This window comes from Shewanella sp. 1180_01, assembly GCF_052850535.1.
Genome location: NZ_VXCT01000001.1, coordinates 405,986 through 420,742 on the forward strand (window position 1 = coordinate 405,986; position 14,757 = coordinate 420,742).

Here is a 14,757-nt window from a genome sequence, read left to right on the forward strand (position 1 = left end):
GGTGGTAGTGACTCGTGCTGACAAAAATTAGGGGGCGATCATAGGGATGATAGACGCCACAAGCAAGACTGCCATAGTGATATTGAAGATCTTCTGTTGGCGCTCATTTTTTAAAATGCGCTTAAGGGCCACGCCAAAACCGAGCCACACAATGGCGCAGGGGAAGGCGACACATAAAAATACTGTCGCGATAGTGATGACCTGTGGGGTTAAATCTTGCTGTACTGATGTGAACGTTGCAATCGCGCCCACCGCCATGATCCAGCCCTTAGGATTCACCCATTGAAACGCCGCAGCTTGGATAAAACTGAAGGGTTTGGCAATGGCTTTGCCTTCCATCTTGCTACTGCTGTTGGCGATAAGCCAAGACAGATACAAAAGGTAACCTATGCCGACGACTTTAATCACTTGATGGATGATAGGATAGCTTTGGAAGAGCGCACTTAAGCCCAAACCGATCGCGAGGATCATCGTTGGGAAGCCAAGGCTTATTCCCAGCAGATGCGGAATACTGCGTTTTACGCCAAAGTTAACCCCTGAGGTCATCAGCATAATGTTGTTCGGCCCTGGGGTGATCCCCGATGAGAAGGCGAATAGCGCGATAGCGAGTATTAACTCCATAGATAGATCTCACACCTTTCATTTTCGTTGTATGGCATTGTGATTAATGGCGATATTTCGGCTGCGACCGACGCATCTGCCTGCGCAATACTGTGTGGCTAGCAAGTTTTTGCAGCGTTTGATTGCAGCGCAGGCGAGGCATTCTAGCGGTTAAATATTGCCGCGCCTATACGGCATAGCGAGTTTATAAACGAAAAAGAATAACAAAATAGGTTGAAGCACTAAGAGGCTCAATATTGAATGGAGAGTATTAGCGCAGGCTGGTGATTTCCCTGTGATGGCGAGAACATCAATCTATATTGGAATATGCTGATTTAACACTATGATGCATATCAACTTTCAGTTTTAGCAATAGCGACTATCCTTAGACAGAATTTTATAAAATGAGGGAACAGTGCATGATCAATCCGCTGCATAACGCGTTACATCGAGAGCGAAGTGGAGAGCTTAATCGGGGCCTAAGTCGAAGGCAGGATCTAAGCCTAAGTCGAGGACTACATCTAGATATTAGCCGAGTGCTCAATAGATATTTAGCTGTGTTAGTGCTGCTGTTCACGGGCGTTTTAGGTCTTACTGGGTGCGTGACTGTGACGGATAACGCGGCGCAGCCGCTGCGAACCACAGTCGTGATGTCTGGCGATCTCAGTGAATTACCACCAACCGCCATGACGTACACTTGGCATCCCAAGTTTCAAAAAATTATCACAGACAAGCGCTTAGAGCCGCAGCAAGTGTTGCAGCACATGCAAGATGTACTCAAACAAAGTTTGCAGAATAAGGGATATCGCTGGGTTGAAGACCCACAACTGGCAGATTTTCAGGTCGGGTTTGGTGTTGCCATGGGCACTGAAATGAGCGATGAGCAAATTCTGGCGGTAACAGGTTTGGTTGCTGGGCTTTCGACCGAAGGTGTGAACACTAAAAAGTATGACAAGGGCACTGTGGTGATAGCACTGTTTAAGCCGACCAAAATAAAGGGCGGTGGTGACGAACCCATTTGGCGTGTCCTTGCCCAAGGCTTTGGCAACATTAAAAAGATGGATGAGCTAACCGAAAACTTCGACAGTCTTATTGCCAGCATGGTGGCCAACATGCCATCGGTTAATGTGGCACCTTAGCCAGCGATTTAGTCTTGCTTCGTTTCAGTGCTAGCCTGAGTGAATCAGCATCTTGATAGGAGCATTCGTCAGATAAACGGGATTAGTAAACGGTATTAGTGCTTAATTGAGCGGCTCGGTCCCACATTTGTGGCGCTAGCTCCCATTTTTGAATGGTGGGACATGGTATTTTAGTGACAGCCATCTCAATAAAGGGCGCGACAGTGAAAACTGCCGCGCTTTTTCATTTTAACGGGGCAAGTCCCGTTTCGATTTCAGGCTATCAGTCGTGCTCGACGCTGATCTCGTAGGATGAAAACTTACGAATGTTAATCACGCCGGTATCGAACATTAAATACTGACCTTTAATCCCCTGCAAAATCCCGCTCACAACCCCGTTTTTATCAAAGTTGTGGGAAGTGATCTTCTTAGGAAAGGTGTTGATAGGATAATGAATCGGCTGAATCGTTTCATCTAAACGCTCGATACTGTAATCGCCTTTTTGCATACCGATTTCATGCAACTTAGCCTCAATTTGCGGGATCAGTTCTGCGGCTTTCGCATTTAAATCGATATCGTCGGCGTGGCCCTTTAACATGGCTTGCCAATGGGTTTTATCGTTGACCAGTTTGGCCAATTCTACTTCGACCAGACCTGAGAGTTGTCTTGTTGACACTTTAAAAATCGGCAAACCTTGGGTGGCACCTTGGTCAATCCAACGGGTGGGCAGCTGAGTGTGGCGGGTAATGCCGACTTTGACGCCCGAAGTATTCGCCAAATACACATAATGCGGCACAAAACAGTGGCTCTGGGCCCACTCGGGTTCGCGGCAAGTGCCTTGGTCGTAATGGCAAGTTTCCGGCTTCATGATGCACATATCGCAACTCGCCAGCTTTTGCATACAGACAAAACAGTGGCCCTGCGAGTAACTCTTCTTGCTTTTTTTACCGCAGTTGCAGCAGAAGATATTGCCTGTGTGGGTCAAGGTTAATTGCTTGCCTATCAATGGATTGAGCGGGAGTAACTCATCACCGACAACGAGTTGATATTGCACTTGTTGCGCGTCATCTAACTGTACGCGCATCTTCTTTAGCGTTCCTAACATGGTAATCCTAATGTGTTGCGTTCTGGTGCAGCTTAGTCGCTCATCATGCGGTCTAGTGCACGCTTTCGTTATATCGTCATTGCGTGGCCGTCAGTATACAAGATTATCCAAGCCAGTTTAGATAGGATTTTTCGATAAGTAAGGCGATAAGTGAATCGGTAAGTGAATCGATAAGTCAGTCAATAAGCGAGCCGATTGATGGCGTTAATGACCAGAGTCGATTGAATTAGTCGATTGAATGAGCTGATTGAGTGAGTCTTTGTAAACTGTACTCAACTCCATCATCTTAATCAGACTTTTTGAGGGTAATGATTTGAGTCTTATGATGAAAACCAGTAAGTTACCCAGCATTACAAATGGAGGTGTACTTATGCGGTTGGTTTTAGTGCTGATGTTCTTCTTTTCAACGGCTGTCTTCGCACAGACGGATAAGACGGTAATTCATTCAGAAATTTTGAATGATGACATAAGCTTACAAATCCATTTGCCAGATACCTATGCGCATTCCAACGATTTTAACTATCCGGTATTAATCGTATTAGATGGCTCTATCCAATTTGAGCATGTGGCGGCGAATGTTGGCTTTTTAAGTACTTATGCCATTATTCCGGAAATGATCACCGTTGGCGTGAGTTCGGATCAACGGATGAAGTATTTCACGCCGACTCAAATCGATAAATTTAAAGACAGCTCCGGTGGTGCTGAACGGTTCAGGCAATTTTTAGAGCAAGAGCTGCTCAGTACATTAGGCCAAAAATACCGCACCTCGGATTATCAAATACTCACGGGTCACTCCTTCGCTGGGCTGTTTACGAGTTATGTGGCTATGACGCCAAATAGCCAATTTGATGCAGTGATTTCAATCAGTCCCAGTTTATGATGGGACAGTGATTGGCTAGTGCTTAAGTCGGCAGAGTTATTACCAGCCAAGCGTGCGAAACCACTGCGCTGGTTTTTGAGTATGGCAAGTGAACCCAATGAAATGGCGAGCGCGTTTGCGGCGCAAATTAAGCAGTTGCAAGGCAGCTTAGGCACAAGCCCCACGGGGAACGCATCAAAGCAACTGCATTGGTTTTACAAACACTTCCCCGATGAAACCCACGACAGTACGCCGCTTGTTGGCAATATTGAGGCATTAAAGACCCTTTTTGTCGGTTGGAATGCTGTGCCTGAAATTGCCGTTATGCCACTCAAGGACATAAAACACTTCTATCGACAAAAGAGCGCTGAGTTTGGCTATGAATTTCCACTCTTTGCTCAGCAATATAATGTTTATGGACTCAAAGCGACTTATGAACAAAAAACAGCTTGGGGCGTTGAAATTCTCGCAGAGGGGACGCGCGTGTTCCCCAATTCAGAGGTGTTATGGGACAGTTTAGCGACCGCCTATGATCTGGATGGACAACTTGAGCAGGCGATAAAAGCCTCCGATAAAGCCGTGCTACTGGCAAAACAAACGGATTCCGTGTTTTTAAATGAGATCCTCAGTCAAGCTAAACACTTGCAGTCGCAAGCGAAAAAGTAACCGCTCCCAGAGAGGGTTTAACTACAAAGTTGCAACATGTTTGGACAAGTCTCACGCGGCTAGGTAATCTTGTGATCTTTTTGTTCGCTGAGAATTTATCTTGCCTGCCAACCTGTTATTACTGCTTGCCGCCGCGATTTGGGGCTTTGGATTTGTCGCCCAAACCTTAGGTATGGAACATCTTTCCCCCTTTGCGTTTAATGGTATTCGCTTTTTAATGGGGACGTTTAGCTTAGTGCCTTTGGTGTGGTACTTGCGTCGGCAAAATAAGCTGCATGTGAGTGCGCCAAAGGATTTAGTGCGCGGCAGTTTGCTGGTCGGGGGTTTACTGTTTGCGGGCGCGTCATTTCAACAGGTCGGTTTGCAATACACCACAGCAGCGAACGCGGGTTTTATCACTGGTCTATATATAGTGTTAGTGCCTGTGCTTGGGTTAGCGCTAAAACATACGACAGGCTTGAATACTTGGCTTGGCTGCGCGATTGCCGCAGTCGGTTTGTATTTTTTAAGCGTTAAAGATGGCATGAGCATAGGTTATGGCGATGCCTTGCAGTTGGTGGGCGCCTTGTTTTGGGCATTGCACATTCTGGCGGTGGATCATTTTGCCAAGCGGATTTCGCCCGTGGTGTTAGCCATGATGCAGTTTTTCGTCTGCGGCGTGCTGAGCTTGATGGTGTCGGCGGTGATTGAAGTCACCACGCTCGATGGTGTGATGGCGGCTTGGGGTTCACTCTTCTATGCTGGGCTGATTTCGGTGGGGATTGCTTATACCTTGCAAGTGTTAGCACAGAAAAATGCGCATCCAGCCCATGCGGCGATTATCCTCAGTTTAGAAACGGTATTTGCGGCCATTGGTGGCATTATCTTCCTCGATGAGAGTTTGAGTGTGCGGGCATTATTCGGCTGTGGCTTGATGTTATTGGGGATGTTGATCTCCCAAGTGCCGCTGCGTTACTTAGTCAAATCTCGGCATCAAAAAGTGACTTAAACAAAAAACGCCGCTGGCATCTGCTTAGCGGCGTTTGTATTTTTAGCATCTTCAAATCGTTTTTAAGTGCCATTTTCGTGCAGTTTGAAAGTGCTATGGCAAATGCACGCTCTAAATGTGCCGAGTGTGATAAGTGTTAGCTCGTCGTAAAGGTTAACGGCTTAATCTATCGAGCACGAGATCATCACCCAGGGCATAGAGGGATGCTACCAGTTGCTCTTCTTGGGCGAGATCTGTGAGTCCAAGGCCGATAGTCGCCCGAAACAGAGCGATACCTGTGTGGCCAGCGGTTTCATATTGGCTACTAAACTGCTCGATATTGATGCCAAGGGCGTTGATCTTATTTGAGATATCGAGCACGAGTCCGGGTCTGTCATAGGCCACTAGGTTGTAGCTTAGGCGTTTGATGGGTTTAAGCGCGACCGAGGTTTTGGCGTAGGTGAGGGTGAGGCTATCGATGCACTCCAGCGCCTCAATAAGCTCATCCATACGCAGTGAAGGCACTTCAAGTAACAGAATAGCGGCAAAGATACCGTCGATATGGCGCAATTCCGAGTCGAGCCAGTTGCCGCCGTGACGGCTCACCGCATGGGCGATTTGTTCTACTAATCCTTTTCTATCAGGTGCTTGTAGTGTGATCAAATATCGTAGCATAGTGACTGACTCCTATTTTTTGTAAAAGGCACCTGTTTTAAAACGGGGTGTAACACAACTGTCATCTTTGCGTCATATAATCCAACGCACTTAGAATAAAGGATGTTGTTATTGCTCAGTTTACGTTCAAACAGTGTAAGCATAGCACTCGGCAAATCCTAGCGAAAAAACTCGCTGGCTATTAATAATAGAGGTTCTTAATGGAAAGTCAGGTCACTCAACCTGGTTCTGCATCGCACAGTATGCTTAAAGGCGGACGCTCGAATCGCAGGGCATTTAAGGATAAAGCGGCGCAAATCGGCGTCACTATCGGCGGCACTATGGTGTTTGTCGCCTTATTGTTGATCTTCTTTTATCTGTTGTATGTGATTAAACCCATTTTCGATAGTGCTGATGTCACGCCGGTTAAGACGGTGAGCTATCAGCATGCGGATGTACCGACCTTAATGGTGGGCGCTGAAGAGCAAAATGAGGTGATGTACCGTGTGGCCGTTGATGGCCAAGTGGACTTCTATACCGTTGCCGACGGTAGCCTACTTTCTAGCTTTACACCGCCGTTGCCAGCGGGCGTGACTGTGACCAGTGCCGCCGTTGCCGTGCCGAGCGAACAGCGTTTTGCGCTGGGATTAAGTAATGGTCAGGTCCTAGTGGCTGGCCTAGAGTTTGGTTTAAGTTATCCAAACAACAAGCGCTTAATCACGCCTAAACTGCGTTATCCCGCAGGCGAAACCCCAATTACAGTCGATGAAACGGGCAGTGCGATTCATAAACTGACCTTCACCTACAGTTCAGACAAAATGAGCTTTGCCTATCAAGATGAGAGCGGCGTTTGGCGCCTGACTCGCCTCGAAGGGCAAGAGAACATGATGACTGAAGAAGTGGAGTGGGTGTCTACGACGTCACAAATTCAAGATGCACCGAAGAAAGTCTCCCATGAGCTGATGACGCCCGATCAACGTCAATTGATGTTGCAAACTGGCAATAAAATCTTCGTGTACGACATCCGTGATACTGACAGCTTAGATCTGCTGCAGGTGATTGATGTTGAACGTGCTAAAGCCCAAGTGAATAACGTGGCTTTGCTGGCGGGCGCAAGTTCGTTACTGGTCAGCTACGACACAGGTATTGTGGCCCAGTACTTCCAAGTCAGTGGTCCAAAAGGGCGTTTATATCAAGAAATCCGCCAGTTTGATGACTTACCGCCTATTGAGTCCATTACCTCTGAATTCTACCGTAAGAGTTTTGCGACTGTGAGCCCTGAGGGCGAGCTGACATTGCTCTATACCACGAGTCATCGTGAACTGTTTGACGAAAAATTCGACCTTAAAAACCCCGGTAAAATGGGATTTACCCCACGCTCAAACGGCATAGTCGTTGAAGCGGACAAAAAGCTGCATATCTTCAGTGTGGAAAACTCACACCCAGAAGTGTCATGGAGCGCCATGTGGGACAAGGTATGGTATGAAGGTTATCCAGAGCCTAAATACGTATGGCAATCGACTTCGGGTTCTGACGATTTCGAAGCTAAGCTGAGCTTAATGCCATTGGCCTACGGCACAATGAAAGCGGCATTTTATGCCATGTTATTTGCCGTGCCTTTAGCCATTGCCGGTGCGATTTACACCGCTTACTTTATGTCGCCTAAGGTGCGCGGTTTAGTGAAACCGACCATCGAAATCATGGAAGCCTTACCGACGGTTATCTTAGGTTTCTTGGCGGGTCTGTGGTTAGCGCCGCTGATTGAAGAACATCTCCCCGGTATCTTGATTTTACTGACCCTGTTGCCGACCTCGATTCTCGCTTCGGCCTATGGCTGGAGTAAGTTACCTGCTATTTGGAAACAACGTTTACCCGAAGTGTACCAAGAGCTGATGTTGATCCCTGTGGTCTGTTTTGTGGGTTGGTTCTCTTTTGCGGTCAGCCCAATCATCGAAGTGGCACTGTTTGATGGTAATACCCGTCAATTTATCACCAACGAACTGGGCATCACCTTCGACCAACGTAACGCGCTGGTAGTGGGTATCGCCATGGGCTTTGCGGTTATTCCTACGATTTTCTCTATCGCGGAAGATGCGATTTTCTCTGTGCCACGTCATTTATCGAACGGCAGCTTAGCCTTAGGTGCGACGCCTTGGCAGACACTGACTCGTGTGGTGTTGTTAACGGCAAGTCCAGGTATTTTCTCGGCCATCATGATGGGCCTAGGCCGCGCTGTGGGCGAGACCATGATCGTACTGATGGCCACCGGTAACACCGCCATTATGGAATGGAGCGTGTTCGAAGGGATGCGAACCTTGGCAGCAAACATTGCGGTTGAAATGCCTGAGTCGGCTATCGGTAGTTCGCATTACCGTGTGCTCTTCCTCGCGGCATTCGTGCTATTCATCTTTACATTCTTCTTTAACACCATTGCAGAAGTGGTGAGACAGCGTCTACGTGAACGCTATAGCTCGCTGTAACGGGGATAAGACAATGACATTAAATACTATTTCGCCAGTGACCTTGAGAGGTTTGTGCAATGGGTAAGTGGGTAAAATCAGGCTCGCCATGGATATGGATGACGGGCGGTGCGGTGAGCATCAGTTTGATTGCCGTCTTAGGCTTATTACTGTTAATCGCTTGGCGTGGCTTAAGTTACTTTTGGCCAGCAACGGTTTACCAGTGGGAACTCGAAGATAACACGGGCGTACGTTCGACCTTAATTGGTGAAGTTTACGATAGGGAAGAAGTACCGACTGAGCGTTTGATTGCTGCGGGCCATGTGTTTAAGGAACATCCTGGCGAGTTCGTCACCCGTTACTTAGTGAAAACCGGTAACCGCGAATTTGTAGGGCTAGATTTCCGCTGGATATTAGGCACTGACATTCTGAGCCGTTCTACGCCAAGCGATGTCGCCATGATTGAGCGGGCTAAAAACGGTAACTTCTACGGTTATCCAATCGCCGTGATTGAAAATGGCAAGCGTCTGGATTTAGTTAACGATGCGATTGAATCCTCCTTAATGGAGCATATCGACCGCGCAGTAGCCTTATCGGACAAAGCGGTCGATTTGCAGAAGCAAGACATTGGCTCGATTAACTACGCCATTGAAAAACTGCGTTTACAGGAGCGTCGATACGAGCTTGATGGCGAACTGACCGACAGCAATAAAGCTGACTTAGTGGCCAAGCGAGCGCAACTGCAAAAAGATTACTTAGTGCTTGAAAAAGAGTTATTTGCCCTGCGTGATGACGCGGCGCGAGATTCAGTAATCGTGCGTGATATGCGCGGTGAAGAAGTCGAGCTTAAGCTAGATACAGTGCTGGATGTGACCTATGTGAACCACTTAAGCCTAATCGGCAAAATTGGTAAATGGTTCGTCGGTATCGGCCGTTTTGTGAGTGACGACCCGCGTGAAGCTAACACCGAAGGCGGCGTTTTCCCAGCGATTTTCGGTACTGTGTTTATGGTGATGTTGATGGCCGTTATCGTGACGCCATTTGGTGTGGTCGCGGCGGTTTATCTACATGAATACGCTAAGAAAGGCCCAATCACTAAGATGATCCGTATTGCGGTAATCAACTTAGCGGGTGTGCCATCAATCGTGTATGGCGTGTTTGGTTTAGGTTTCTTCGTCTACATGATGGGCGGCTCTATCGACCAACTGTTTTACGCTGAAGCATTACCATCACCGACCTTTGGTTCGCCAGGGGTGATTTGGTCGGCATTGACCTTAGCGATTTTGACTCTGCCTGTGGTTATCGTTTCGACCGAAGAAGGTTTGAGCCGTATCCCAAGTGCGGTGCGTCAAGGTAGTTTGGCACTGGGCGCAACGAAAGCTGAGACACTGTGGCGCATTGTGATCCCAATGGCGAGCCCAGCTATCATGACGGGTTTGATTTTAGCGGTCGCCCGCGCCGCCGGTGAAGTGGCACCACTGATGTTGGTAGGTGTAGTGAAATTAGCCCCAACATTACCACTGGACTTTAACTTCCCGTTTGTGCATTTAGAACGTAAGTTCATGCACTTAGGGTTCCATATTTATGATGTGGGCTTCCAGAGTCCTAACGTTGAAGCGGCACGTCCTCTGGTGTATGCAACTTCCTTCTTGCTGGTGTCTGTGATTGTGGCACTCAACTTGACGGCCATTGGCGTACGTAACCACTTGCGTGAAAAATATCGTTCGCTTGAGCACTAATCAGCGATTATCCTGAAAGTATTAGGACTGAATATGATTTCTATAGATTCGACAGCAATGAAAACCAACAACTTTGATTTAGCGAACTTAAGCCAGACCGACACCGCGTTGGAGATCCGTAACTTAGACTTGCGCTATGGCAGTAAACAAGCGCTGTTTAATGTATCGATGAAGATCCCCAAGAAGCAAGTGACCGCCTTTATCGGCCCCAGTGGTTGTGGTAAATCGACGCTGCTGCGTTGTATTAACCGCATGAACGACTTGGTGGATAACTGCCATATCGACGGTGAAATTTTGCTGCATGGCCAGAATATTTACGACAAGAAAATCGACGTCGCGGCCCTGCGCCGTAACGTGGGCATGGTGTTCCAGCGCCCGAATCCGTTTCCTAAGTCGATTTATGAAAACGTCGTTTATGGTTTGAGATTGCAAGGGCTGAATAACCGTCGTGAACTCGACGAAGCGGCCGAGCGTTCACTGCGCGGCGCGGCAATTTGGGACGAAGTGAAAGACAGATTGCACGATAACGCCTTTGGTTTATCTGGCGGTCAGCAACAACGTCTGGTGATTGCCCGTGCCATTGCCATCGAGCCAGAAGTGTTATTACTCGATGAACCCACATCGGCACTCGATCCTATTTCGACATTGACGATTGAAGAGCTCATCACCGAGCTTAAGACTAAATACACTGTGGTTATCGTGACTCACAACATGCAACAGGCGGCGCGGGTATCGGATCAAACGGCCTTTATGTATATGGGTGAATTGGTCGAATACGCTGATACCAATACGATTTTCACCACGCCGAAAAAACGTAAGACCGAAGATTACATCACAGGACGTTACGGTTAATTAGCTCGGTCGCTATCGGATAAAGCCGCAACCGCAGGCTTTGAGCATGCTTGGTAAACAGTTAAGTAAAAGGTTGGCTAAATGGAAAACATGAATTTAAGTAAGCACATCTCAGGACAGTTTACCGCTGAGCTGGATGATATCCGTAACCGCGTACTCGCTATGGGTGGCTTGGTTGAACGTCAGCTAGAGCAAGCCATTGACGCACTCAGCGCGCTGGATGCTGAACTCGCGCAGCGTGTTATCGAGGGCGATCACAAGGTTAATGGCATGGAAGTGTCTATCGACGAAGAGTGCACCCGTATTATCGCCAAGCGTCAACCTGCGGCCAGCGATTTACGGCTGATTATCGCCATCTCAAAAACCATCGCCGATCTTGAGCGTATTGGTGATGCCTGCGTGCGTATCGCTAAAGCAGCGTTAGATAAGCGTTTGAATAATCAACAACCTTTACTGGTTAGCATTGAAAATATGGGCCGTCACGCGACCCGTATGTTGCACGCGACCTTAGATGCTTTGGCCCGTATGGATGCCGATACAGCCTTAGAGCTGCACAAAGAAGATGCCAAGCTTGACCGTGAATACGAAGGGATTATCCGCCAGTTAATGACCTATATGATGGAAGATCCGCGTTCTATCCCAGACGTCTTAGACGTACTGTGGGCAGCACGTGCGGTTGAGCGTGTTGGCGACCGTTGTAAAAATATCTGTGAATACATTATCTACTATGTGAAAGGTAAAGACGTTCGCCATACTTCCTACGAAGATATGGAAAAGGACATGAAAGGCTAAACGCCTTTTATCACACGGGTTTATCCACAAACGCTCTGCCTAATCCGCAGGGCGTTTTTTGTTTAGGTGTTTAAATGGAAGAGAGCCTTGAAAAGTCAATAAAGAGTGTTGTTTATGGGTGTTCGTTATGGCTGATAGGTGAGGCGAGTTATACTCTGTTTCATCCTTGGTGCTCAAATTTTCAGTTTATTGGGTATGCGGTCATCTCGTGAATATTCTGGTTAACCATGTTGGTATTTACAAAGCTTGTAAGTTTTATGGATGATATAATGCCCAATTATGAGGCATAAACGAGATTACCAATCGTAGACCTCACCACCATAACCTACGATATTTGCATCTAGTTCTTTAGCAATATTTGAGATAGCTAACTTAAGTCGATTATCAATATCTTCAATATCTTCAATATCTTCAATATAATTAATAGCATCGAACATCACGCTGCCATCCTTAAAATAAATACAAGTTCTCCATTCTTCTTTAGACTGTGTATTGCTGAAGTTAACAGCAACTATACTTGGGTTTCCTCTTATAGTAATTATATCACCTGTCTCTGGGTTTTTGAAAATTTCAGGGTTACCATCAAACTTGACCTCTTGTACTTTATAAATAGCTTCAATCCATTCGGAGAACGTAATTTTTCGATCTTTTCTTTCTATAAGTATTCTACAGCCAACATCTGAGTCATTTTTCGACTCATTATCAGATAGGTTTGTATTTGAATAGAGCAAGTGTCTTAATTTTTCCTGAATATCCTTTTGCTCGCCTTCGCTACTATCGAATGGATATTCATATGATTTAATGTAAATAACTCCATTATCCAATTCTTTTAACTCGAGCCAATTCACTTTTTTTAAATCATCAACACTTAAATTTACCCTATTGAAAAAGTGTTTACCAAGCCACATTTCAGAACCTACTGATTCCAAATAACCATTTCGAAAAGTCCAATAACCAGGATTGCAAGAAGTATCAATTTCATCCAGATTTAGAGGGTATGGCATACCATTGTTAACTTTGGGCAAATGGTCATGTTTTAAGCCGTAAAGCTCATACGATTGAATGTCACTCATATTCTGGATGCGGCTGTATTCAGTGTTATAAACTCGACATTGAATGAATGTTTCATGGGAATATATGTTTTTTAACCATGATTCTCTATTTTTGATAAGATTGTCGAATTTATGAATATCTAACTTTCCGGTATTACTGCCAGATGGATTTAAGTAACTGATATAAACTAATTCATTTTTGGCCCTTGCAGGGCTTTCAACATGGAATGAATAATATTCTTTTGATTTTTTCAGGCTTCTATTTAGGTTTTCAATTTTTATACTGTGTGGTGTGTGGTTATAGCTGACATATTGAAGCCCTTCGAACTCTTTTAAAGCATCAGTAAATCCTGCCATATCCCACAATTCATATGCTTCTTTAAAAGCATTATAAGTCAATATAATTTCAATGCTTAACGCCATGGCATCTTACCTTCCATAAAAAATCTGGCCATCCATTTTAGATCAACAACATAATGCACTTTTGGTTTGTCTACAACTTGTTCGAGCTAAAATTGCTTAAATGAGAGTCATCAAAAGTTGAAGAGCTGAAGCTGAGGCATAAAAATGAGCTAATTCATTAAAAAATGGTGTATTTAAGACATGCTAACCCACCCAATAAAACAAATGGGCAGTGATTGGTTTGGTTAAGCAGTATTACAGTTAGTTGCTGTGAAAGTGCTGACAGCTTGCCGCAAAGTGCCGTCGTCGCTTTTCTAGATGTTCACAGTAATCAGTGAGTTCTTGCAGCGTACCCACCGGACCATGAAATAGCTTGCCAAATTCAGTGGACAGCTTGAGCCAATTCTCATGGGGGATATTTAATATTGTCAGTAACTTAGCGCTATTTGCACTTATTGTCCCACGTTTATCATTGCGGATGATTCGGCCTGTATCATCCACTAATTCGAGATAATCCGTTAAGGAAAACGCAATGCCATTGGGCTGGTTCACGCGCTCATTACCGATAAAAGGTAGTAAATTTTTAGGTTGTTCACCTTTTAATGCGGCCCGAATGCGCAGCTGAATACTGGTATGGTCGGATTGTTCTAGCGTATCAGCCAGTTGCGCTCTGATGGGATTTAAATCAACGTAAGACATGCAGGCTAAAACGGCAGCTTCATCAAGTAAGGCTTGGGATTTAAAGCGTCCTTCCCAAAAACGACCAGTACAGTTATCTTCTTGATTTGCTTGTCTTGCTATCGTTTCATTAAGGCAGCGCATAAACCATGAAATATCGCATAATCGACTGCGATAAATGGCGATTGAATGCCTTAATCTGTTGACCTCATGCGCCTCAACAAGCTCTCCTTGCGCAAATTTTTGCGTTAACTCATCGCCTTTAAACAGCTTATGCCATTGCTCAAGTACTTCGCAGTCAGTCCAACAATTTGCACTGTCGATATCGACCCGCAGCACCACATGTAGATGATTCGACATTACCGCAAAGGCTGCCACATCAATGGCAAAAACGGCTTCAAGTTCAAACAGTAGTGACTCAACCCAACCACGGCGATGGTCATAGTTTTTTCCAGAATAGGCATCATCGCCACACAAAAACGCACGCCGAACAACGCGGCTACAGCAATGGTAATATGGAGTGTCTTCAACACTTATCTGAGTTCTGCGAGGGCGCGGCATACAAACCTCCTTGTTTAATGCTTAACCCAAGCATAGTCGGAGGTTAACAACTGCGCCATTAAGGCTGGGTGTCCAGTTAACCGTTTACCACTGCGAGGGCGCGGCATACAAATCTCCTTGTTCAATGCTTAACCAAAGCATAGTCGAGGTTAACTACTGAGCTATTAAGGCTGGGTGTCCAGTTAATTCCCTAGTTAATTCCTCTATGAATGCTTAGAGCTAAAGGAATTGGAAAAACCAGTCGAAGACTGGT

Annotated in this window: 11 protein-coding genes and 1 pseudogene; 7 read left to right on the plus strand and 5 right to left on the minus strand. The window is 46.0% G+C overall.

What is annotated here, in order from left to right; translation table 11 throughout:
- Window positions 1-27 precede the first annotated feature (27 nt).
- Window positions 28-621: a LysE family translocator gene (locus tag FW758_RS01890; protein WP_012088771.1), complete on the minus strand. Its 594-nt coding sequence runs from the start codon at window positions 619-621 to the stop codon at window positions 28-30.
- A 398-nt stretch (window positions 622-1,019) separates the two neighbouring features.
- On the opposite strand from FW758_RS01890, the gene FW758_RS01895 reads away from it, so the two are divergent.
- A complete protein-coding gene (locus FW758_RS01895; RefSeq protein WP_446444491.1) occupies window positions 1,020-1,739 on the plus strand; it encodes a DUF4136 domain-containing protein in 720 nt (239 codons plus the stop codon).
- A 262-nt stretch (window positions 1,740-2,001) separates the two neighbouring features.
- Here the strand turns inward: FW758_RS01895 and FW758_RS01900 are convergent, their stop codons facing one another.
- The gene (locus tag FW758_RS01900; protein ID WP_006081061.1) at window positions 2,002-2,823 is read right to left on the minus strand and encodes a DUF2797 domain-containing protein; all 822 of its coding nucleotides are present in this window, start codon (window positions 2,821-2,823) and stop codon (window positions 2,002-2,004) included.
- A 370-nt stretch (window positions 2,824-3,193) separates the two neighbouring features.
- On the opposite strand from FW758_RS01900, the pseudogene FW758_RS01905 reads away from it, so the two are divergent.
- Both FW758_RS01905 and FW758_RS01910 read left to right on the plus strand, forming a co-directional pair.
- Window positions 3,194-4,348 (plus strand): annotated as a pseudogene (locus tag FW758_RS01905) (alpha/beta hydrolase).
- Between the two features lie 100 nt (window positions 4,349-4,448).
- Window positions 4,449-5,336, plus strand: coding sequence for a DMT family transporter (locus FW758_RS01910; RefSeq protein ID WP_300483183.1), 888 nt, complete (start codon window positions 4,449-4,451; stop codon window positions 5,334-5,336).
- 153 nt (window positions 5,337-5,489) lie between these two features.
- On the opposite strand, the gene FW758_RS01915 is transcribed toward FW758_RS01910, so the two are convergent.
- A complete protein-coding gene (locus FW758_RS01915; RefSeq protein WP_071939034.1) occupies window positions 5,490-5,990 on the minus strand; it encodes a glycine cleavage system protein R in 501 nt (166 codons plus the stop codon).
- 200 nt (window positions 5,991-6,190) lie between these two features.
- On the opposite strand from FW758_RS01915, the gene FW758_RS01920 reads away from it, so the two are divergent.
- The 4 genes from FW758_RS01920 to phoU all read left to right on the plus strand — a co-directional run bounded on the left by FW758_RS01920 (window position 6,191) and on the right by phoU (window position 11,811).
- Window positions 6,191-8,449: an ABC transporter permease subunit gene (locus tag FW758_RS01920; protein WP_446444492.1), complete on the plus strand. Its 2,259-nt coding sequence runs from the start codon at window positions 6,191-6,193 to the stop codon at window positions 8,447-8,449.
- Window positions 8,450-8,508: 59 nt separating this feature from the next.
- A complete protein-coding gene (gene pstA, locus FW758_RS01925) occupies window positions 8,509-10,167 on the plus strand; it encodes a phosphate ABC transporter permease PstA (RefSeq protein ID WP_006081066.1) in 1,659 nt (552 codons plus the stop codon).
- 33 nt (window positions 10,168-10,200) lie between these two features.
- Complete coding sequence (gene pstB, locus FW758_RS01930) at window positions 10,201-11,019, plus strand: phosphate ABC transporter ATP-binding protein PstB (RefSeq protein WP_106650092.1); 819 nt, start codon at window positions 10,201-10,203, stop codon at window positions 11,017-11,019.
- A gap of 81 nt (window positions 11,020-11,100) precedes the next feature.
- Window positions 11,101-11,811 (plus strand): phosphate signaling complex protein PhoU, encoded by a 711-nt coding sequence (gene phoU, locus FW758_RS01935; protein ID WP_006081068.1) that lies wholly within the window; start codon window positions 11,101-11,103, stop codon window positions 11,809-11,811.
- Window positions 11,812-12,107: 296 nt separating this feature from the next.
- Here the strand turns inward: phoU and FW758_RS01940 are convergent, their stop codons facing one another.
- Together FW758_RS01940 and FW758_RS01945 are read right to left on the minus strand one after the other, a co-directional pair.
- Window positions 12,108-13,286 (minus strand): hypothetical protein, encoded by a 1,179-nt coding sequence (locus tag FW758_RS01940; RefSeq protein WP_259577340.1) that lies wholly within the window; start codon window positions 13,284-13,286, stop codon window positions 12,108-12,110.
- Between the two features lie 240 nt (window positions 13,287-13,526).
- A complete protein-coding gene (locus FW758_RS01945) occupies window positions 13,527-14,504 on the minus strand; it encodes a transposase (RefSeq protein ID WP_446444493.1) in 978 nt (325 codons plus the stop codon).
- Window positions 14,505-14,757 lie beyond the last annotated feature (253 nt).